The organism is Gluconacetobacter sp., assembly GCF_047721585.1.
In the GTDB taxonomy this organism is placed as follows: domain Bacteria; phylum Pseudomonadota; class Alphaproteobacteria; order Acetobacterales; family Acetobacteraceae; genus Gluconacetobacter; species Gluconacetobacter dulcium.
Window position 1 is genome coordinate 68,204 of sequence record NZ_JBDNXE010000002.1, and the last position, 17,991, is coordinate 86,194.

General features: G+C 56.6%; 28 protein-coding genes. 2 read left to right on the forward strand and 26 right to left on the reverse strand.

Annotated features, from left to right (window positions below; translation table 11 throughout):
- Positions 1-198: hypothetical protein (locus ABF821_RS00920; protein WP_415528738.1), on the reverse strand; the 198-nt coding region annotated here is incomplete at its 3' end.
- Positions 199-499: 301 nt separating this feature from the next.
- Here ABF821_RS00920 and ABF821_RS00925 point away from each other — a divergent pair.
- Both ABF821_RS00925 and ABF821_RS00930 read left to right on the forward strand, forming a co-directional pair.
- Entirely contained in the window at positions 500-757 is a 258-nt protein-coding gene (locus tag ABF821_RS00925) for a hypothetical protein (RefSeq protein ID WP_415528739.1), read from the forward strand.
- Between the two features lie 62 nt (positions 758-819).
- Positions 820-1,989, forward strand: coding sequence for a hypothetical protein (locus ABF821_RS00930; RefSeq protein WP_415528740.1), 1,170 nt, complete (start codon positions 820-822; stop codon positions 1,987-1,989).
- On the opposite strand, the gene ABF821_RS00935 is transcribed toward ABF821_RS00930, so the two are convergent.
- The 25 genes from ABF821_RS00935 to ABF821_RS01055 all read right to left on the reverse strand — a co-directional run bounded on the left by ABF821_RS00935 (position 1,942) and on the right by ABF821_RS01055 (position 17,880).
- On the reverse strand, positions 1,942-2,760 hold the full coding sequence (locus ABF821_RS00935; RefSeq protein ID WP_415528741.1) for a hypothetical protein: 819 nt from the start codon (positions 2,758-2,760) through the stop codon (positions 1,942-1,944). The genes ABF821_RS00930 and ABF821_RS00935 overlap by 48 nt on opposite strands.
- Positions 2,761-3,030 (reverse strand): HU family DNA-binding protein, encoded by a 270-nt coding sequence (locus ABF821_RS00940; protein ID WP_415528742.1) that lies wholly within the window; start codon positions 3,028-3,030, stop codon positions 2,761-2,763.
- Between the two features lie 326 nt (positions 3,031-3,356).
- Positions 3,357-3,830: a MucR family transcriptional regulator gene (locus tag ABF821_RS00945; protein WP_415528743.1), complete on the reverse strand. Its 474-nt coding sequence runs from the start codon at positions 3,828-3,830 to the stop codon at positions 3,357-3,359.
- 1,635 nt (positions 3,831-5,465) lie between these two features.
- Positions 5,466-5,654, reverse strand: coding sequence for a hypothetical protein (locus ABF821_RS00950; RefSeq protein ID WP_415528744.1), 189 nt, complete (start codon positions 5,652-5,654; stop codon positions 5,466-5,468).
- A 196-nt stretch (positions 5,655-5,850) separates the two neighbouring features.
- Complete coding sequence (locus ABF821_RS00955) at positions 5,851-6,234, reverse strand: hypothetical protein (protein ID WP_415528745.1); 384 nt, start codon at positions 6,232-6,234, stop codon at positions 5,851-5,853.
- 195 nt (positions 6,235-6,429) lie between these two features.
- The gene (locus ABF821_RS00960) at positions 6,430-6,717 is read right to left on the reverse strand and encodes a hypothetical protein (protein WP_415528746.1); all 288 of its coding nucleotides are present in this window, start codon (positions 6,715-6,717) and stop codon (positions 6,430-6,432) included.
- Positions 6,710-7,000, reverse strand: a complete 291-nt coding sequence (locus ABF821_RS00965; protein ID WP_415528747.1) for a hypothetical protein — start codon at positions 6,998-7,000, stop codon at positions 6,710-6,712. Before ABF821_RS00965 ends, ABF821_RS00960 begins: the two co-directional genes overlap by 8 nt.
- Positions 6,981-7,415 (reverse strand): hypothetical protein, encoded by a 435-nt coding sequence (locus ABF821_RS00970; protein ID WP_415528748.1) that lies wholly within the window; start codon positions 7,413-7,415, stop codon positions 6,981-6,983. The genes ABF821_RS00965 and ABF821_RS00970 overlap by 20 nt, the downstream gene beginning before the upstream one ends.
- The gene (locus tag ABF821_RS00975) at positions 7,405-7,644 is read right to left on the reverse strand and encodes a hypothetical protein (RefSeq protein ID WP_415528749.1); all 240 of its coding nucleotides are present in this window, start codon (positions 7,642-7,644) and stop codon (positions 7,405-7,407) included. Before ABF821_RS00975 ends, ABF821_RS00970 begins: the two co-directional genes overlap by 11 nt.
- Positions 7,634-7,834: a hypothetical protein gene (locus tag ABF821_RS00980; protein WP_415528750.1), complete on the reverse strand. Its 201-nt coding sequence runs from the start codon at positions 7,832-7,834 to the stop codon at positions 7,634-7,636. Before ABF821_RS00980 ends, ABF821_RS00975 begins: the two co-directional genes overlap by 11 nt.
- On the reverse strand, positions 7,834-8,169 hold the full coding sequence (locus ABF821_RS00985; protein ID WP_415528751.1) for a HigA family addiction module antitoxin: 336 nt from the start codon (positions 8,167-8,169) through the stop codon (positions 7,834-7,836). The genes ABF821_RS00980 and ABF821_RS00985 overlap by 1 nt, the downstream gene beginning before the upstream one ends.
- A 9-nt stretch (positions 8,170-8,178) precedes the next feature.
- Complete coding sequence (locus tag ABF821_RS00990) at positions 8,179-8,454, reverse strand: type II toxin-antitoxin system RelE/ParE family toxin (RefSeq protein ID WP_415528752.1); 276 nt, start codon at positions 8,452-8,454, stop codon at positions 8,179-8,181.
- 162 nt (positions 8,455-8,616) lie between these two features.
- Positions 8,617-9,066: a GNAT family N-acetyltransferase gene (locus ABF821_RS00995; protein WP_415528753.1), complete on the reverse strand. Its 450-nt coding sequence runs from the start codon at positions 9,064-9,066 to the stop codon at positions 8,617-8,619.
- A 9-nt stretch (positions 9,067-9,075) separates the two neighbouring features.
- On the reverse strand, positions 9,076-9,405 hold the full coding sequence (gene mazF / locus ABF821_RS01000; RefSeq protein WP_415528754.1) for an endoribonuclease MazF: 330 nt from the start codon (positions 9,403-9,405) through the stop codon (positions 9,076-9,078).
- 1 nt (position 9,406) lies between these two features.
- Positions 9,407-9,649, reverse strand: coding sequence for an AbrB/MazE/SpoVT family DNA-binding domain-containing protein (locus ABF821_RS01005; protein WP_415528755.1), 243 nt, complete (start codon positions 9,647-9,649; stop codon positions 9,407-9,409).
- Between the two features lie 206 nt (positions 9,650-9,855).
- Entirely contained in the window at positions 9,856-10,179 is a 324-nt protein-coding gene (locus tag ABF821_RS01010) for a hypothetical protein (protein ID WP_415528756.1), read from the reverse strand.
- Between the two features lie 578 nt (positions 10,180-10,757).
- Positions 10,758-11,789, reverse strand: coding sequence for a DUF4365 domain-containing protein (locus ABF821_RS01015; protein ID WP_415528757.1), 1,032 nt, complete (start codon positions 11,787-11,789; stop codon positions 10,758-10,760).
- Between the two features lie 847 nt (positions 11,790-12,636).
- Complete coding sequence (locus tag ABF821_RS01020; RefSeq protein WP_415528758.1) at positions 12,637-12,960, reverse strand: HigA family addiction module antitoxin; 324 nt, start codon at positions 12,958-12,960, stop codon at positions 12,637-12,639.
- A 9-nt stretch (positions 12,961-12,969) separates the two neighbouring features.
- Complete coding sequence (locus tag ABF821_RS01025) at positions 12,970-13,245, reverse strand: type II toxin-antitoxin system RelE/ParE family toxin (RefSeq protein ID WP_415528759.1); 276 nt, start codon at positions 13,243-13,245, stop codon at positions 12,970-12,972.
- Positions 13,246-13,350: 105 nt separating this feature from the next.
- Positions 13,351-13,524, reverse strand: a complete 174-nt coding sequence (locus tag ABF821_RS01030; RefSeq protein ID WP_415528760.1) for a hypothetical protein — start codon at positions 13,522-13,524, stop codon at positions 13,351-13,353.
- 178 nt (positions 13,525-13,702) lie between these two features.
- Positions 13,703-14,071, reverse strand: coding sequence for a hypothetical protein (locus tag ABF821_RS01035; RefSeq protein ID WP_415528761.1), 369 nt, complete (start codon positions 14,069-14,071; stop codon positions 13,703-13,705).
- Positions 14,072-14,546: 475 nt separating this feature from the next.
- The gene (locus ABF821_RS01040) at positions 14,547-15,185 is read right to left on the reverse strand and encodes a hypothetical protein (protein ID WP_415528762.1); all 639 of its coding nucleotides are present in this window, start codon (positions 15,183-15,185) and stop codon (positions 14,547-14,549) included.
- A 467-nt stretch (positions 15,186-15,652) separates the two neighbouring features.
- Entirely contained in the window at positions 15,653-16,345 is a 693-nt protein-coding gene (locus tag ABF821_RS01045) for an NYN domain-containing protein (protein ID WP_415528763.1), read from the reverse strand.
- 259 nt (positions 16,346-16,604) lie between these two features.
- Positions 16,605-17,219 (reverse strand): hypothetical protein, encoded by a 615-nt coding sequence (locus ABF821_RS01050; RefSeq protein ID WP_415528764.1) that lies wholly within the window; start codon positions 17,217-17,219, stop codon positions 16,605-16,607.
- 22 nt (positions 17,220-17,241) lie between these two features.
- The gene (locus ABF821_RS01055) at positions 17,242-17,880 is read right to left on the reverse strand and encodes a recombinase family protein (protein ID WP_415528765.1); all 639 of its coding nucleotides are present in this window, start codon (positions 17,878-17,880) and stop codon (positions 17,242-17,244) included.
- Positions 17,881-17,991 lie beyond the last annotated feature (111 nt).

Here is a 17,991-nt window from a genome sequence, read left to right on the forward strand (position 1 = left end):
TCCCCACAGCATATCCCGGTCCTCACTTGCACCTATCAATCCGCACGCGCCTGCGTAGGCCGCCTGAACCTTACTTTCGCCCGACATATAAATCAGCAGGCCGTGCTGCGCGGTACGCGCAGCGAGGCGGATCGCGTCCAGGCCGGACTGATAGCTCAGGCCGCGCATACTGATGGCAGACAGATCCATGCTCGACATCGGCTGACGGGCTCCAGGTGGGCGGTAAAGCGTGATGTAGCAGCGAATGGGCCGGCCCGCCACCTACTTCCGACAAGTGTAATTATCGGAAGTAGAGGCGGGGGAGGGGGCTGATTTGCAGGCGTCCGCCGAGATTTACCCTAGATGCAAGATAGCGTAATCTCGATCCGCTAATCGCACGCCGCAGATCATGGGGCGGCGTCTTGCCCCGTGTGATCAATATGAGCCCTGGGCCATCACGGGTGGTATCGGGTTTCGCTGTTCTCATATGGACGGAGAGAGAGACAGCAGGTATCGATTAATGAAAGATGGGAAAACGACGATACCGTACACAGTTAAGACAATTCTTCAGGTGGAAGGACTGATCTCCGGAAGAGATACTCTGCTCTTCCATCCTGATCGCAAGAGTGCGGTTCCCGTGTCCTTGATTGAACTGCGGTGGCATGTCGCCACAGAAGCATGGCTTGCGCAGGTCCAGGTCACCGTGGCCACGGGCGACTATCCGCTTAACGAGGTGCTGACCGTTCCAATTGAGAAACTCACGCGACAGCGGCGGTGACATCGCATTGGCGCACGGACCCCCCTTCATGTCGTACTCCTTGTTCGCCCCGCTGGAAGCGCATGATCGCGCGCTGCCGCAGCGGCGGCGCCAGATTTAGGCCGACCAGCATGGTATCGCTCATGGCTGCGGTCGCTGATGCCGCATTTGCCCTCGGCCGGCTCGACCAGGCGCTGCATGGCCATCCATTGCTGCCGGCTTCGTTGCACCGACTGCGGCTGGATGCGGTGCGCCGGCAGGCGGCGGTCGACGGCTATGCGATCGACCCCTGGCATCTGGCGGCGGTGATCGAGCATCTGCCGTTGCGGCTCGGCGATGAGGACCGTGGCGGGGTGTTCGAGGCGGCCCGCCATGCGTTTGTCCAGTATCAGTGGCTGGTGGCCCCCGACTTCGACCAGGAAGGCGCGGTGCAGGAGGCGATGGCGTTCCTCACGCGTGGCGCGCCGGCTGAAAGCCCGCTGCTGGGCGTCGCGCGCGGGCTGCATGACTGGCTCGAAGCCGGTCATGCACGGCCGGCGATGCGCACTGCGATCGTGCGCCATCTCGGCGCCACGCTGCTGCGGACACCACTGCCGCTGACCGGGGCGGCAGCGCTGCAGGCGGACGTGCCGTGGGGCTTTGCCGCGTGGGCGCCGCTCTTCCTGCAGGCGCTGGCCGCAGAGGCGCGCGACGCGCTGCGCCAGCTCGGTCTGCTGGAACAGGCGTGGCGCCAGGCGCGCCAGATCGTCGCGACCGGACGGCGCCGGAACTCGCGGGCGCCGGCGGCACTGGATCTGATTGCGGCCGCGCCGCTGATCTCGGCCGGCACGCTGGCCGACCGCCTGGGAATGGCGCCGAAGAACGCCCTGGCGCTGCTCGACCGGTTCGCTGATCAGGGTGTGGTGGTCGAGGTCACTCATCGTAGCGCGCGTCGGCTGTTCGGGCTGAAGGGGCTGGCGCCGCTGGCCGAGGAGGTGGCCCTGCCGCGGCGGGCGCGGCGCGGCGCCGGCCGGATCCGCGTGGCGGCAGTCGAGGAGGCGTTGGTCGAGGAAGCGCCGGTGCCGACTACCTTGTCACCGCTGGCGCGCTGGCAACCGGATTATGCGGATCTCGAGGCGGCGATGGCGGCGGCGGATCAGGCGGTACGCAATGCGGGTAGCCGTCTGGAAGCCCTGGGCCTCGGGGGGCTTGGAGGGCGGAGCGGGTCAGCGCACCCGCGCCAGCAGGGAGAGGCCGCCGAGGACCACGAGTGATGCCGCGCCGACCAGCAGCGCGGCGTGACGATACCAGATCCGCCGGGCGGCGAAGCGTAGCGGATGCGCCATCGCGCGCTGGAGTTCACCGCGGAGAGCCCGGTCGCGCAGCTGCATCGTTTGCTGGGACTGACGCAAGGCGTCGAGTTCGCGATGCTGCTCGTCGAACGCCGACTTGAGTGGGAGCACCGACAGATTCTCCGGCAGATGCGCCCAAGGTTGGAGTTGGGCGGCACGCATCTCCCTGGCGGTACCCGCTGCTTTGGTATCGTCCGTATAGGCGAACACGATGCCGAACTGCTCGTAGAGCCGGTTGCGCCGGATCGTATTGTCGCCATGTGCCTGATGCGCAAGCAGGATGATCGGATTCACCTCGGCGTCCGGCCATTGCCGGGCCCAGGCGACGACCAGATTCATCAGGAAGGAGCCGATGCGGTTGCCCTCCAGCCCCTCCAGGTCGAGCAAGATCGCGCCCCCTGTGGGGCTGTGCGAAGCTAGGCTGATGCGGGCGCGGTCGTCCCACTCGCGTGCGTAGCACGCCAGGAACCGCCGGGTCGGGTGTGGGTGGCGTTCCGGATTGTCGGCGAGACGGCGATAGGTGATGGTCAGCTTAGCCCGGACGACCGCACCAGCTTCGTCGCGGACACGGCTCTCTTCCTGATTGATCAGGATCCGGGCGAGTTGCGGTGCGTCAGGTGCGCGGCGCGGGCGGACGACCAGGACCAGAGGCGGGCTGGGGATTGTTGGCCCACTCCCGGTCCCGGGCAGCATTCAGACTGCCTTCTTGAGCAGCGGGCTGGCCTTGAAGCGGACCGTCCGCCCGGCCTCGACCGAGACGGGCTCGCCGGTGCGGGGATTGACGGCTCGGCGTGCGTTGGTCTCGCGCACCGTGAAGGTTCCGAAGGACGGTAACGTAAAGCTTCCCTCGTTCTGCAGTTCGGCGACGATCGCGCCGAGGAGCGCTTCGGCGCCGCGGGCGGCTGCAACGCCGGTGCAGTCGAGGGAATCCTGAAGGACGGCGGCGATAAATGCTTTGCTCATGGCTCTGCTCGGAATTGGGACAGGAGATGCCGCAGCCAAAGGCTGCGCCATCTTGGTAAACGTCAGGTTAATAAAAACAAGATCCTGCTGCTGGTGTGCCGGTGGAGATGTGCGTCGAGCGTGGCGCCCGCGGGCAATCGGTGGGCAACGTCATGTTGTCCACGGACTGTCCACGGGCAGAGCGCGGTCCGCAGGACGATGCACATATCCACGGGCAGCGGGGCCGGCGTCCCCCGGGCGAACAGGGCATCACCGATCTGGTCGCGAACCGTTGTAGCGCCCAGCCGAGGACGTGCGGCGATCTGGCCCGCTGTCAGGCGGCGCGATCAGGCGTTTCGCCGCCGGCCGCGCCGGGCGGCAGGGATCCTGGTGACCACCAGGCCTTCGACGACATCGGGTGGGGTCTCCGCTGGCGGAGCCGCCGCGCCGCCGAGCCCCGCGGCCTTGGCCAGCCGGGTCCGGTGAGCACTGTAGTTCGGCGCCACCATCGGATAATCGGCCGGCAGGTTCCAGCGCGCCCGGTACTGGTCCGGGGTCAGGTTGTAGGCACTCATCAGGTGACGCTTCAGGGTCTTGAACGGCCGACCGTCCTCCAGACAGATGATATGGCCCGGGAACACCGATTCCTTCGGCGGCACCGCCGGGGTACGCGCCGGCGGAACCTCGAGCGCCGCGCCCAGGCCAGCGAGCGTGTCATAGAGCGATGTCAGCAAGCGCGGCAGTGCGTCAGGCGGCATCTTGACGTGAGAGACATAGGCGGCGGCGATTTTGGCGGTCAGAACATGCAATTGCGTGGACAAAGATACTTCTCACTTCTGTTCGCGAGGTATGCGGTGGGGCGTGGCGTCATCCCGGGCGATGCCCGGCAGTTCCGGCTGGGTGGACCACGGTCGCGCCACCGGCCCGGTAGGGCGGTCGTACGCATGTCAGTCACCAGCTCTCCTGCGTAGTTTCTGGATATTCGGCCAGCACCGTACAAAGCCCAGTCAGACAGCCACCATCGCCATCGCTACAGCCCAGACATGGCCGGTTGGCGGATCAAACCATCTGTGTATCCAGTCATCAGGCACGGTTTCCACATTCATTGTGCCCGTTCTCCGGCTGTCTGCTTGTCTGCACTGGCCGTCATCCTTGAATCAACAAGGCCCGAAGCAGGCGCCTCCAAAAGGGCACGCCGCCCGCCCTCCATGCTCGCTGAAGCTGCTTGTCGGCGGCAAAAGTGTTCCGGAGGAGAGGCGAGACGGAGAGCCTTTCCCTTCGACTGGCTCCTTCTCGCCGTTGGCGCTCCCGGCGGATCAGAATGGCGCGGGCAAGGCTCACTGCTCCTGTCTCCCGGTCGTATGGCTGTCGGTCATGCCTTTACACCTTCATCTCCATTCTGGAGGCTCTTTCTCCACGGGCTCAATTTGACCCCTCTCCATTGCACAATAGAGGCAAATCGATCGGCAAGCCTGTGTGGGAGCGGCGACATCCCGCCCGCACACGAAGCATTTCGCTGCCCGTATAAAATTAGCTCTGATTTCGCGTGCATGCCACGGCATGCAGACGGTCGCTAACCGATCGGCTGGCTGGGGAAATTTCGTCACCGTCGTCTGCTTGTCAGTCACGATGCGCCTCCAACCTACTGGTCACTCTGTCGTAGCCGACATGCGATTCCATCGCTTTGAGACGATAGCCTTTGTCGACTTTCGGAACCCCCAATCGTGCGGTCGAACTCCGCTTGCTGCTTACCTCGTGCCTGGAGCCACATGGCGTACTCCGAAGCGTCTTCAATCGGCGCTGGGCCGGTCATTAAATGGCTCTGGGGCACATCGGTGTGACTGTGCAATGGCATGAGGCGTACTGGAACCGATGAAAGTGACGCACGGAATTAATGCCTTATAGTTATAATATATCGCACCGCCGAGCGGGACTACACAAATTAGAAGAACGTATACTCCGATGTTGCGCCCAAAAAGCGTTTTAAATATAAAAAATACAACTGATAGTATAAATGAAAAAAAGCTGTACCCAATTGCGAGAGAAAAATGATCATATGCTATCCGTGCCAGCATACGCTCACCGCATTTCGATGAGAACATTAATACATGATATGTTGGAAAAGAGCTCCCTGCAATGGCAGCTACAAATCCGGAAAATGCCAGATTGGCTTTGCCCAAAAGGGTAAGAATCTGATTCAATTCGTATTTTATATTTAAGCCTTTCATCTGAGCCATTTAGTCAATATTTCTAATACCTATATCAAGGTCGGACGGGCACGTAATACGAACGGATCGGTTGCCCCCCGCATCGCGGAAATCCGCGTTGAGCGCCCTCGTCGCGTCCTGGTCGCCGGCGTTGGCGTGCTCGACTACGTCGGCCGGTAGGCCCAGTGCTATCACGAACGCAGCTTCGAGGCATCCCCCAAGGCCGTGGGCCGGTCGTATCGTTGTCAGTCATTTATTGAAGCCCCGACAGAGCAGAACACTGGCCACCAGCACGAACCCAGTGATGATCGAAGCGGCACCAAACATGCTGTGAGCAATGCAATACAACAATGGGCCGCCGAATATGCCGATCGGTAGGCAGAGAAATCCAAGGCTTTCTCTTGTTGTCAGTGTCATGGTCGTCTGCTTGTCAGGCATTTGTAATCATTCCTATTAGGAGGAAATTCGATCAAGGACGGATTGGTTCGGCACCCTTGCGACAGGCAAATTACCACCAGCGTCTCGCGCTGTGATCGACAGAATTTCCTGCCAGGCTGTGGAAGACAAGTTGAGGACGAAAGTCTCGCCGTTGAGTTCAATGAGCGCAGCATCCCGAGACATCTTGGTCGGCATGTTATTGGTGGTCGTTTTCCTGCAAGTCATTCGCCTCGCCCCTTTCGGTTGCTGTCTCTCCAGATAACCTCGCCCGGCTCTCTCCAAGAGTCCTTTGTACAGATTGACTTTTCTCAATTCCAGCGGCGAAATCCTCTGCGGGTTGTCTGTCTTCCTCATTTTTCCTATTAAGGGCTTCTTCTGCCATAGCAGTGGCAGTATTGTTTGCACTTTGTTCGGGCATTCCGAACGCTATTTTTGTGCGTTTCCATTGCTCCATAGGCACACCATGTTTCGCTTCGAATGCCCTCGCCAAATCGTCGCCGCGAACTCGTGCATTTGCTTGCGCGAACTCGCGTCTCTTCTCCTCGATGCTCTTCCTATCGGTCGTCTGTTTGTCAGTCATGTCCGGCACCTTGCACATCACCCATCGCCTGCCGCATCGCCTGACCGGTCGCCTTCCAAGCGGCCGTCGAAATATCTTCCTCCATTCCGACTGAGTAATCTCGTACCGGCGCCGACAGGTCGAAAAGATCTGTGAAGCTTCGGGAAAAGGACCTCGCGTGAGATAATAGGCGGGTCCCGGTCGTTTTGGCGTCAGTCATAGCCACACCTCATGAATGACGGGATCGTCGCCTTGTTGGCGGCCGATGTTCGTCAGGCCGCCCGGCAATTGTTCCCTGACAGCTTCCAAAGTCTCCCCGACAATCAGCAGCTCGGTCGGCTCGGGTGACGGCAATGACAAGTGCATGCGCGCGAGCCACATGCCCTGAAAATCGGTTGTGGTAGGACGGCAGACCGTCCACATCGGCAACCGTTCCCGGAGCGCATGTTGCCGCTCGACATGAAACGCTTTCGGCCCGCTGCCAGGCGTGTGCTTATCACGCATGGCCCGTTCTTTCTTCCGCCTGCCTCTTGTCGCGTGCGGCCGCACTGCGTCGGCCTGCCAGATAGATTCCGACGATGCCAAGAACAGCCAAACCGAAGACGCGCAATCCCATTTCCGTCTCGGGATCGAATTGTCGAAGATCGGGGCCTACATATGTCGCCATATGCAGCACCCCCACGATGAGGGCGATGCTCGCCGCCACAGGAGAAAGAAGGAAAACGATCACCGAACGGATCATGGACTTCCTGCGGGTCATCTGGTTGTCAGACATCGCCACTTCCATTGTCGACGAGAGCGGTCAGGGCGCGTTGGTATTTTTCGATCCGCCTTCTGTCCGCCGCGCTGGGGTGGGGTATCCGTGACAAATCCATGTTGTCACGAAGATCGAGGATTTTGACCGCCTGTCCGATCGAATTTTTCCCGGCGCGGGTTATGAATTGCTCATAGGTCTCGCCGCTGCGCCGTGTAAGCGCGTCCAAGGCAACCGCCTGGACCGGTGTAAGCCCGTAAGCCGTCAACTCGTCGAGCGACCAGGCGCTATCCTCAACCACGTCGTGTAACACAGCTACTACTTGTTCATCGTGCGTTCTGGTGCCCAACATGACGCGCAGCGGATGGAGGATATACGGTGCCCCCCCTTTGTCGCGCTGCCCCTTGTGAGCCTGGAGCGCCACTTCTATCGCGCGTTCAATATCCACCGTATTCACCCACTTTGAACGGCGGCATGATAGCGCGGGCCGCACTGATCGCCGCGTCCACTTCGGACTGCATTTCGGGTGGCCAGAACTCACCCAGCATGAGCGGCAGGTTTCCGCTCGAGTGCTTCTCAAGATGCGCCCGCATGATCGCGTCCCGCGCTGCGGGACTGGCGTCACGCACGCTTTCGATGAGGTCCTGCACCTCGGTCGTCTCGTTGTCACTGGCCATTATTGCCTCCTTTTCCGCGCGGTAAACGCAGGGCGGCGTTACTCATATGTCCGCCAAGGCCCTTTGTGACCGCGAAGAAATTCAGTCCAGCGCGCGAGTTGGGTCGCAACGCCTCGTCGAATACATCTTGAAAGGCGGTCCCGGCTTTCGCATCCGCGGCTGGATCAGGGGTCGTATCGTTGTCAGGCATCAGGCGCTCTCCAACGTCGACGCGCCATGGTGAGGTGAGCTCGCCGCATGCAGTGTCGGGATGTTCGACACGTCGACGGTGCGCGCTGCCTGCCACTCGTCGTAAGCGGCCTGCATCCGGATCCAAAGACCGGGACCGTTCCCAAAGAGCTTGCCCAAACGGACCCCGACCTCCGGGCTCACCGGCTTCCGCTCGGTCAGGATGTCATAAAGATGCTGCCGGGAAATTCCGAGCAGCCGCGCAATCTCGGTCTTACTGCGCTCCGTGGCCGGGATTACCTCTTCGCGGAGCAATTCGCCTGGATGGGTCGGACAACGGCTAACGACGCGAGCCATGGTTACCTCCTAATGGTACTGTTCGAAATCAAGAACATAGGCATCGCCGCCTCTGAATTCGAAGGTAATACACCAGGGCCCGTTCACATGAACTGTATAGCGGGTCGGTGTATAACCCTTGAGAGCATGAAAATCGAACCCAGGGAGATTCATGTCCTCTGCAGTTGTTGATGCGTCGAGTGCATCCAGTCGACGCAGGATTCGACTATGAAACCGGGTATCGATCTTCGACTTCCCCGTTTCCCACAGCGCCTTGAGCTGCTTGTTTGCGAAGGTCTTGATCATCTTTGCCCCATGTAAGCTATCGGCTTACTTTTGTCAACTGATAGCTTACGCAGACAATTGCCTTACGGCCTCCCCCGGCGAGCCTTCAGCATCCGGTCGTTTTGCTGTCGGTCATAAGTTTGTCCCCAGCAGAAAGAAGAACGTCGTACAGCAGGGCATTATTTACAGGATGAATATTATATTCTGGAGGCAGGAATCGTCGGCAAACCTGTGTCGCTGAGCCATTTTCTCCCAAAACGGTGCGCTTGAATGAATTGCCTCTACCTTCATCCTCTTTAGACCTTGGGACTGCATTTCAAAGATCACTCTCTCGACAAGAGTGGCGCCAACATGATGACGTCGATATTCTGGCAAGACATATAACCTGTACAGTTCGCACATCTCTTCTGCACGGTTGATAGTAGCCACACCGACGACTTCTCCATTATACATGGCTACCATGTAACAGGTGGACACGGGAGGATGGATAGGTACGGGATTGACCAATTGGGTAACACCGCTACCAATTCGTGCTTGCTCCGCGGTCAACCTATGCTGAAAAGATAGAACAAATACCTCTGCGGCAGGATAAATTATTTTTATATCGGAGATGGTCGTCTGCGTGTCAGTCATTTCGCACTCCTATTTCCCGATCAGCGCGCGGGCTTTCGCCCGGATTTCGGCGAGTTCTGATTCCGAAACCTCTCCCTTGCGCTTGGCGCCCCGGGCTCGCCAGTCGAGCGATTTCACCTGGTCGGCGAGGACGGCGCTCTGGCGGTCGTTGTCGATGGGCACCTCAAATGGGTAGCCTTTTCGCTTGGTCGTGAGCGGGCAACATAAAAGCAGGCCAATGCGGTTATAGGTCGCCGGCGACAGGACAACTGCGGGGCGATGACCCGCCTGCTCATGGCCCGCCTGGGGCGAGAATTCGAGCCAGATGATGTCGCCGGCGTCAGGCACATACGCCGCCATCTCAGAGGCGTTCCTGGCCGACCGGCGAGCCAAATTCGACTTCCGCATGGATATTGTCCGGAGTGATGCCCGAAAGCAGCTCTGTCAGGTCATATTCGGCTTGCCTGACCGGCTCAATAACCACGCGTCCGCTTTCCTCGCGAACATCGACCGGTTGGTCCAGCTTCAGGCCTGCAGCGACCATCACCGAGGCGGGGATGCGGATAGATGCGCTATTTCCCCATTTTTTCACGACGGCTCTCATATTCGACCTCAAGTATCAACTGTGTTGATACTAATCTCCTGCGGTGCCGCGTGTCAACGTCGTATCGACATTCGAGGCGACCCTCCGCGCCGAGAGGCTCTGAACGGTTCGGTCGGTTTCCTATGGGTCCTGCGAGAGGCACGTTGGCGTGCGGCGTGACGTTGTGTCCAAAATCGAGCGGTGCCCGGTCGTATCGTTGTCTCTGGTCATCGCTGAGCGCCGAGTAAACCCGCGAACAGCAAATGCTGAACAAATAGTATTATAACACCCGCCATTAGCCCGAATATAAGAGCAGTGTCTTCGGCTAGTGGTGAACCTTTCCGCCGCAATATCCTTGATGCTAGAATAGAGATCAGACCTGCGCCACAGATTAATCCGACAGCAAGATTCATATAACGTCGATGCTCAAGCCCGAATGACAGGATAAGCAGCAACCCGGCCAGACCAATCGGAAGCAGTCCGAGCAGCCATTTATCACTGCCTTTTATGTCTGATGATTCAACAAGTTCGGTCGTCTGGTTGTCGGCCACGTCATGCTTCCCTTCTGATAATCTGCTTTGCAACGCGGCCCGCGTGCCCAACCCCCGCGACCATGAGCATGGCCCCGCCGAAGCCCACAAAATTTAAGCCGGACCAGGCGGAGAGAAAAATCAGACCACTACCGACGGCTAGCGTACCGAGAATGGTAATAGCCAGTTCAGTTCCGAGCCTCTGGGGTGGGGTCGTCTCGTTGTCAGCCATTTGCTACCTCGTATGCTGTGGTGCCCTTCGGAGTTCCGACCCAGTAGACCGGCTTCTGGCCATCAAGATTTGTGACCAGCCTGTCACGCTGCATCTGCGTCAAGCTGGTCCGTACTCCGCCGGAGGATATACGGGCGCTGTAGTCATATCCCCAAGGATCAACCGCTCGTGCAATGTAGCCGGTATTTAACCCACCCAGTTCGTCCAGCGCGCCAAGTATTGCGATATCGAACGGGGGCGGTGTGATTTCGCGTCCGGAGGTAACGTAATTTCTACGTCCTGTACCATCGCACAGGGAACACCGCTTCACGCGGGTGAGCTTAGGCCGGTCGCGGCCAACAGTGGCGCCGCACGGATACAGCATTGTTCAAGCTCCATCTCCTATTTTGCGGAACGTAGTTCCTGACGAGATATCGCTACAAAGTTGTCCAAGTATAGTAGGAATCAGCCACTCGCGACATATGTCTTCGAATACATTTCCCAAATTTGCCAACAGTTTCCAAGAGTAGCTACAGTGTTGGAGAAGCTTGCTATGGTCAGCCGAAATAATGTTCCCATTGGGCATCTCCGCTTTAATCACCTCAATTGTATTTTTCTCTAACTCTAAGATCGTGGCTTCAAGAGTTCTTCTTGCGTGCATCAAGTGGGGCCATAGATGTGCTCGCTCCCAGATGGGAAGGGACGCGGCGCGTTGCGAAAAACGCCTTATTATGTTGATGTCTGCTTCAAGTATTGAGAGTTCCCTTTCGTTAAAGGTCTCGATGAAGTGATATTGTAATGAATTCATTTCGTTGTACTGGTATTTACAGATATTAAACATTGAATACAGTTTTGCCCTGGAGGCATATAGCCTAAGAAAATCTATCGTGGAATCGGAGAGTCGATTAGATACAGGTATGTAAATAGTCACGCTAGATCTGGTTGAAAAATCTAAATTTTTAGGAAGGAGAATTTTTTCGTAATAATCAGTGAGACATATAAAATATACGTCCTTTTGTATTGAATCAACTAGAAACAACATCAATGGGGTTGACGCACTCATCAATCTCGCGTTGTCGAGAGTATCTATGTCTATTGAGTATGATACGACGTCTAATTCATACCTCTCGTCACTAGATCCGGTGATGGAACGATGAGACAACGGAAATTTCTCTACGTTTAACCTCTCCCGCAGTGTCACCGACTTTCTGCGCAATTTTTTTGTCGATTTTAGCTGAATATATAGAAATTCACCCATGGTTGGAATACCGTCATTTTTCCTCTCAAATACCTCGATTGATAGGTCAACCCCGTAATCGGGATGTAATTTACGGATACACCATTCCTCAGGAATGTGTGATCTTACAATATCTTCCGAGCTAGCCTCTTGGAGATGGGTATCAGATCGTTGCTTAGCCATGTTTATTGAAACACCAATTGCACATCTGGGACAATACAGTCGTATCGTTGTCAGGCATGTCCGAGGCTCCCATCACTAACCATCCCGCCCAACCAGGGGCGGCGTGATGCTCTGCGCGCGCCCGTCAGGATAAAGTAACGACGTAAGCTCTACTATGGTCGCTTGACCCGTCCGGGTAATCGCGACCCTGGCGTGGAGGGCGGCTTTGCTTCCGACAGGCACGAGAACGACCGACTTGACCATGCCGGGCGTCATTTCCACACATTCGGAATCCCGTCTGCCTGATGTATCCATCGGGTCGGACGGACATGAATCGGTTCCAAAGATTGCGTATTTCTTACTGCCAAACACCAGCAACAGGCCGGGAGGAAGAACAGTGGTCGGAGAAGTGTGATACGGTAACGCGCTCTCTACGGCGTTTCCAAGGCTCTGCAAGATGCTTGTCTCTGCAAATGCTGGAACACCGCACAAGCAAAAGCCTATGGCAAGTGCGATTGAAACCTGTCGGACTGAACGAACGAGTCCGGTCGTCTGCTTGTCAGTCATCTGGGACTCCTATTTCCCGATCAATGCGCGGGCCTTGGCCCGGATTTCTGTGAGTTCTGTTTCCGAAACCTGCCCCTTCTGCTTGGTGCCTCGGGCTCGCCAGTCGAGCGATTTCCTTTGGTCCGCGAGGCCGGCTTGCGGCGCCCGAGCAATTTTCGCTAAAGCTGCCAAAATAAAATCGACATGGCAGCGGCGAAGATCATGCTTGCTATAACCCAGATAGCTACCACTTTTATCACTCCTTTCTTGGACGTTCACTCACTGACCGCGGTCGTATCGTTGTCAGGCATCAGGCGCTCTCCTACGTCGATGCGCCATGGTGAGCTGACGTCGCTGCATGCAGTGTTGGGATGTTCGACACGTCGACGGTGCGCGCTGCCTGCCACTCGTCGTAGGCGGCCTGCATCCGGATCCAAAGACCGGGTCCGTTCCCAAAGAGCTTGCCCAAGCGGACCCCGACCTCCGGACTCACCGGCTTCCGCTCGGCCAGGATGTCATAAAGATGCTGCCGGGAAATTCCGAGCAGCCGTGCAATCTCGGCCTTGCTCCGCTCCGTGGCTGGGATCACCTCCTCGCGGAGCAATTCGCCTGGATGGGTCGGGCAACGACTAACGACGCGAGCCATGGTCATCTCCTAATGGTACTGCTCGAAATCAAGAACATAAGCATCGCCGCCTTTGAACTCGAAGGTAATACACCAGGGCCCGTTCACATGAACTGTATAGCGGGTCGGTGTATAACCCTTGAGAGCATGAAAATCGAACCCAGGGAGATTCATGTCCTCTGCAGTTGTTGATGCGTCGAGTGCATCCAGTCGACGCAGGATTCGACTATGAAACCGGGTATCGATCTTCGACTTCCCCGTTTCCCACAGCGCCTTGAGCTGCTTGTTTGCGAAGGTCTTGATCATCTTCGCCCCATGTAAGCTATCGGCTTACTTTTGTCAACTAATAGCTTACACAGGCGGCTGCCTTACGGGCTCCCGGCGAGCCCTCAACATCCGGTCGTCTCGCTGTCAGCCATATTTCAGCAAGATGGTGAAGCTGACCGCGACCAGAGGCACAACTGCCAGCGTCAACGTCGTCCACAATAGAGCTTGCTTGCGGCTGAACGTCGCGCCGTTCGGGTATGTCTTTGTCTCGCAAAGCCATTCAGTGACACGTTTGCGGGTCGTCTGGTTGTCAGTCATCGTCATCCCCACTCCAGTTGGGCGCGAGTGCCTTGATGGTCTGCCGGCGTCCAGGTCGAGATAATCGAGTCGAGCGCGCCAAAATGATAGGCGAGCGCAAACGTGGCTATGCCGAGGACCATGCCAGTGATCCACGTTCCCATTGTGAGGCTGCCTTTCCTGGTCGTCCGGTTTTCAGTCATGGTTTGATACCTTGCACGACCGCTGCGACCATGCGGTCCGCCAACTCTTTCTGCTTTTGGTCCATCGCATCAAAGGCGGGGTATGATGACGCCGATGCTACCGTCGATAGGCGGGGACGCTCAGCGTGCCCGCCTATCGACATCGCATAGAGAACGATCATGCTTCCGGCTATTCCGGACAGCGCGCCTACAATGGCGTGAGGGAGCCATTTTTCTCGGGCCGTCTGGTTGTCAGCGGTCATATCCGCACTGCCCCTTGGTTGTCGGTCATCTCGCGTTCTATGCACGTCATCCATGACCTCGAATCCGTACAGGGATTTCGGGTGCTTGAGGATGCCGCGCCCGGCGGCATCCTTGCTAGTCATCGCTAGAAGGCTCCCGTGCCTGTCCGAGTGCATAAATTAGGGTAAGGATTACGATCCCCATCAGGCAGTACGCGATATATACTACATGAGGCAACCCGAAGATCAAAACGCACTTGAATAATTCTATCGAAATATGAAGCGCGAGAAAACACTCTAATAACTGGAAAGCGCCTCTAGCGATTACGCTAATGATGGATGATCCCTTAATAAACTGAGCTTGAGCTATTTGCGTCAGTAATTTAGGTATATCCCGCATTATTATGTCTCCATTTCTATGTATCCATTGAATCTTCACCTGACCAAGGGGGCAGGCTCCCGGCTGGCTAGAGCCCTGTCGGTAGCCGCCACCTCCGTGATCATGTTATTCGCCAATTGGAACTTTTCCGCCCGGTAACGGTGCTGTGTGGCGACCTCTGACCTTCCTGGCTGACGGCCTCAAGCAATTCGGTCAGATCTTCACCCTTAGGGTGTCGCTTTATGTGTGGCCGGCGCCGCCAGCGGATGAAGCGGGATTTATGCTGTTCCATGACACGCTGCCGCTCGTCTTTCCGCCGACCTCAAGCGGTGCGGACTGGCCATCGACAAGGTCAAGGGTTCCATGGAGTTCTTGGGAATTCGTTTTTGGAGTGTCGATGGTCATACCGTCAGAGGAGGTGTAATGCCCCATTTCGGTCAGCGTGGTGTTCATCAGATCGATCTTCAGAGCCACCCGCCCGTTAAGCTGACCGACAGCGCGAATTGCACCAGAAATGCCATCATGAACAAACGACGTGGTCTTCACGGGAGATTTTCCCGGAGTAATAGAGACGCTAGCCGTGTAGGGAATTATCTTGAAAAACGCGAATGCCTCCGCACTGCCGCCGATCCCGACAACCTGGGAATAAACACGCCCGCCGGGCATGTTGAACGTAACAGCACCAAAAGCCGTTGGAGGAGCGCGCCAGACGCTGTCTTCGCACGTGAGCACGATACCTGTCCCGTTAGGACCGTTCGTAGAAATCGATCCGTCCCGGGCGCATTTGTCGCCCACAGATATCTTATCGGCCTTCGCCGCATGAGCCGTCGTGCAAGCAAGCAAGCACACCATCGAGACGGGGAGCAGTATACGCATCATGAGTTTCCTCGCTTTCGTGTCGGCCAATCGCCGTATTCGACAGTCTACGTTTGCCGTTTGTGACTGCAGTCCGGTGGGCGATGAACGCAGGGAGCGAAGATCGGTCCTGCGTTGGACCAGAGGAGTATGCTGGCGGAATACAGCGTGCAAACCGCCAGCGCGCTTCAGATTGGGGTTAGGTTGACGTCGCTGGGGTGGCCCGGCCAGCGTCAGTTAAGGCCGCGTTCTTCCCGCCTTCATCTGTGGCGCGCTGCGCAACCCACGAGGCCATGACACGCCCCACGACGGCCGGGTCCCGTCCGGCCGTCGTGCGCTCAGACATGTTTTGGTCAGGGATCATATGATACGATGCACGCGCTGCCGTCGTCTAGTTTGCAGGCATGAAGAGCTCGTCTGCTACCTGCTGGTTCTAGGTGAACTTGCTTGTCGGTCGTTGGGTCGCTACTGAAACTCAACCCCATTGCGGACTACGTTGTCTCCCTGGCTGCTGCAAATGCGCTGTCGGTCAAATCGATGCCTTGCGTGCGCCGCCCTTGTACGACGACTAGATCACCTTTCACGTCGTATTCTCCTGCTTTAAGAAATACCAATCCCCAATACCATTCATCCAAGTAATTTACCGTTACCAGATCCGGAAACCTGAGTCTCATGTCACGCAGCTTAGGGGAGAGTTGACTGCGCCAAGACCAAATCTCTACTTTCCAGCCTCGCTTTGCGGCTCGCTCGACCTGCTTAGTGAAACTGCATTCCTGCTCAGTTGTTGCACCATCCCCAGTCAGGAGAACTATTGTTCCCGGCTGGTCTTCGTCGAGAAGGATATTGCCGATTTTCAAATGAAGTGCTTCATCCACTCCTTGCTCAATCAGCCGCCCATCATCGCTCTCTACGCGGCGAAGCAGAGTTGTGTCGAAGCCGGCCGTTTGCGCCGCCTCCCAAAGTGCATCGTTGCCCGGGGGAACCGAACCGGCCAGCATTGAGGTTCCTAAAGAAGCGCGCTTCCTTCCTATGACTGCGAACAATTTCTGGTAATCAATCCTCACGCTTTTCCAAGGTGCACTTTCTTTTTCTCGTGCTGTGCGCTGTGCGCCGCCAAAGATATTTGAGTTGTCCATGAAAATATGGGTTTTTCCAATATGGGGCTTCTCTACGGAAGTGTTCATGCGTGTTGATTCCTGTTTCTGGTTAGATGGATAGAGCGATGCGCCGTGGTCGTGGCTCTATCCCGCCCGGGTGAGAGAAGCGCCGTAGAATGAAGCACGGACGCTCGGTGCAGTAGCGATCATCGCCAGGTTAGTCTTGCCGAGTTTGAGGGTTGAGTGAGCAGCTCTAACTGCCAGCATGGGTGAAGTCATTCGAGTGACGAATTTGCGGTCAAGCAAAATCCGCCCAACAACTCTGACTCTCATGGTGAGATTTTTCTTAAATGGACTCTATTACGGATCTCTCCTGGGTAGTGGGCTTGCCTGGATCCACCAAGGCTGGCTTAGCGAACTCCTTAGCAAGGATATCGTCGTAATTTCTTACTTTTTCTTCGTACACGTTCACAATATCGAATCCGCTGCGCTCTGGTATTTCCATTTCATCTGAGGTTGAATGGGGGTTATTCGACAAGGCGAGAGGCCAATTTTTTGTAAATCTCTCCCGCATATTCACCACATGAATCCAGAAAGAAAACGCGTCATCATTTTCTTTAAAATCGCTCGCGCTTATGTTCCTGATGGTATTTATTTCCGCAGATATCGTGCGCAATTCATCTTTTAGTAGAAAGTAATTTCGGAAAACAAGTCTTAATAGGAAAAATTTAATCTCGTCGCGGGTCTCGGCTTGATATTCATATATAAATTCATCGAGTGCATTCGATGTCGCCGAGAGGCGTTGATCCCAACGACTTATTGTCGAAAGTAAAAAATGATAAATACTAGAGGAATGGGTGCTGAGTTCTCCTTCCCTGAGGAGGGCGCGCTCAAGTTTGACGCAGTTACAGTGTCGACGATAAATATGATCGCAAATAGTTCTCACTTCAGCAGAAATCATGATATATATCTCCGGCTTTGTATCATTTTTCATCAGTCGGATCGACAGGATCCTGGCTGAGCAGCCAATCCTTCTGGAAATTGTAGTAAGCTGATCGGCCCACGGTCGGACCCGGAAGCGCCTTCACAGCATCCCAGATTTCGACCCCGCGCCGGCCGTCCGCCAGCATCTCCGCCGCCAGCATTTTTCGGGCCTCGGTCATTACCTGGGGACGACCGTGCCGTCCCCCTCGCGCTTTTGCCGCAGCAACCCCAGCAATCGTCCGCTCGCGGATGAGATCGCGTTCCATCTGCGCCAGGGAGATCAGCATATTCAGGACGAATTGACCCATCGGAGTGCTAGTGTCGATCGGTTCGGTCAAGCTCTTGATCGTAACACCTTGGTCCCGCAGCAATTTTAGGGTCTCGGCGACGCCAAGGACCGAGCGGCCGAGACGGTCGATCTTCCAGACGACAAACTCAATGTCCTTGCTATTGGCGGCTTTCAAGGCAAGAGCAAGGCCGGGACGCTTTTGCGTCCCCCCAGTCATTTTGTCGGTGAAGATCGCTTTTGGATTAACGCCATAGTCGGTGAGGGCCTTGATTTGCAGGTCCAGATTTTGCGCGTCCGTGGAGACCCGCGCATATCCGATCTTGCCGCTTCCTACCGTCTTGCCAGCCACTTTATCTACGCGCTCCGAAATCCGACATGGATTTTATGGATTTATTTCTGGACAAGCGCAATAGAGCGATTTATGGATAGTTATACGGACAACCGGACTGGCCGTCAGGTA

Excerpts from the sequence above, each read along its gene's own strand:
- ABF821_RS01020 (WP_415528758.1), bottom strand. The coding sequence starts at position 12,960 with ATGGCTCGCGTCGTTAGTCGTTGCCCGACCCATCCAGGCGAATTGCTC.
- mazF (WP_415528754.1), bottom strand. The coding sequence starts at position 9,405 with ATGGCGGCGTATGTGCCTGACGCCGGCGACATCATCTGGCTCGAATTC.
- ABF821_RS01035 (WP_415528761.1), bottom strand. The coding sequence starts at position 14,071 with ATGACTAGCAAGGATGCCGCCGGGCGCGGCATCCTCAAGCACCCGAAA.
- ABF821_RS01030 (WP_415528760.1), bottom strand. The coding sequence starts at position 13,524 with ATGACTGACAACCAGACGACCCGCAAACGTGTCACTGAATGGCTTTGC.
- ABF821_RS01025 (WP_415528759.1), bottom strand. The coding sequence starts at position 13,245 with ATGATCAAGACCTTCGCAAACAAGCAGCTCAAGGCGCTGTGGGAAACG.
- ABF821_RS01005 (WP_415528755.1), bottom strand. The coding sequence starts at position 9,649 with ATGAGAGCCGTCGTGAAAAAATGGGGAAATAGCGCATCTATCCGCATC.
- ABF821_RS00950 (WP_415528744.1), bottom strand. The coding sequence starts at position 5,654 with ATGCCTGACAAGCAGACGACCATGACACTGACAACAAGAGAAAGCCTT.
- ABF821_RS00955 (WP_415528745.1), bottom strand. The coding sequence starts at position 6,234 with ATGACTGACAAACAGACGACCGATAGGAAGAGCATCGAGGAGAAGAGA.
- ABF821_RS00975 (WP_415528749.1), bottom strand. The coding sequence starts at position 7,644 with ATGGCCAGTGACAACGAGACGACCGAGGTGCAGGACCTCATCGAAAGC.
- ABF821_RS00985 (WP_415528751.1), bottom strand. The coding sequence starts at position 8,169 with ATGGCTCGCGTCGTTAGCCGTTGTCCGACCCATCCAGGCGAATTGCTC.
- ABF821_RS01045 (WP_415528763.1), bottom strand. The coding sequence starts at position 16,345 with ATGAACACTTCCGTAGAGAAGCCCCATATTGGAAAAACCCATATTTTC.
- ABF821_RS01040 (WP_415528762.1), bottom strand. The coding sequence starts at position 15,185 with ATGATGCGTATACTGCTCCCCGTCTCGATGGTGTGCTTGCTTGCTTGC.
- ABF821_RS00995 (WP_415528753.1), bottom strand. The coding sequence starts at position 9,066 with ATGACTGACACGCAGACGACCATCTCCGATATAAAAATAATTTATCCT.
- ABF821_RS00930 (WP_415528740.1), top strand. The coding sequence starts at position 820 with ATGATCGCGCGCTGCCGCAGCGGCGGCGCCAGATTTAGGCCGACCAGC.
- ABF821_RS00965 (WP_415528747.1), bottom strand. The coding sequence starts at position 7,000 with ATGGAAGTGGCGATGTCTGACAACCAGATGACCCGCAGGAAGTCCATG.
- ABF821_RS01015 (WP_415528757.1), bottom strand. The coding sequence starts at position 11,789 with ATGGCTAAGCAACGATCTGATACCCATCTCCAAGAGGCTAGCTCGGAA.
- ABF821_RS00925 (WP_415528739.1), top strand. The coding sequence starts at position 500 with ATGAAAGATGGGAAAACGACGATACCGTACACAGTTAAGACAATTCTT.
- ABF821_RS00935 (WP_415528741.1), bottom strand. The coding sequence starts at position 2,760 with ATGCTGCCCGGGACCGGGAGTGGGCCAACAATCCCCAGCCCGCCTCTG.
- ABF821_RS00980 (WP_415528750.1), bottom strand. The coding sequence starts at position 7,834 with ATGCCTGACAACGATACGACCCCTGATCCAGCCGCGGATGCGAAAGCC.
- ABF821_RS00940 (WP_415528742.1), bottom strand. The coding sequence starts at position 3,030 with ATGAGCAAAGCATTTATCGCCGCCGTCCTTCAGGATTCCCTCGACTGC.
- ABF821_RS00990 (WP_415528752.1), bottom strand. The coding sequence starts at position 8,454 with ATGATCAAGACCTTCGCAAACAAGCAGCTCAAGGCGCTGTGGGAAACG.
- ABF821_RS01050 (WP_415528764.1), bottom strand. The coding sequence starts at position 17,219 with ATGATTTCTGCTGAAGTGAGAACTATTTGCGATCATATTTATCGTCGA.
- ABF821_RS00960 (WP_415528746.1), bottom strand. The coding sequence starts at position 6,717 with ATGCGTGATAAGCACACGCCTGGCAGCGGGCCGAAAGCGTTTCATGTC.